At 62.5% G+C, this 379-nt stretch carries 1 protein-coding gene; it reads right to left on the minus strand.

What is annotated here, in order from left to right:
• Nucleotides 1-318: VOC family protein (locus tag P0D80_RS51400; RefSeq protein ID WP_408296699.1), on the minus strand; the 318-nt coding region annotated here is incomplete at its 3' end.
• Nucleotides 319-379: the final 61 nt, after the last annotated feature.

Genomic DNA, 379 nt, shown 5'->3' on the forward strand with positions numbered 1-379 from the left:
ACGACGGAGCAGTTCGTTGCGCGCGGCCACGATGTCGGAGACGACGAGGTGAAGCGCCTGGACTGAGCCCGGCGCGGCGGCGGTAACGTTCGTGCCGAACATAACTGAGCATGCGGAGCCGGGCGGTGTGAACTGGATCACGCGGTAGTCGTCCCCTGCCTTGAAGTCGAGATCGAGCCGCCAACCCAACTCGCCATAGAAGCGCTTGGCGCGATCGACGTCCAAGACAGGGATCACGACGATCTCGAGCTTCATGTCGAACGCGCCGGCGTCCAGGGTCTTCACTGCGCGTTCGCTCCGCATTGGAATGTTGCTCATGTCTGGCTCCTGAGAGGCGTTGACTACCGGTTCCCCGTTCACGGCTTCGGGTATGTGGAAC

It is taken from the genome of Paraburkholderia sp. RL17-373-BIF-A (assembly GCF_046030175.1).
GTDB lineage: Bacteria > Pseudomonadota > Gammaproteobacteria > Burkholderiales > Burkholderiaceae > Paraburkholderia.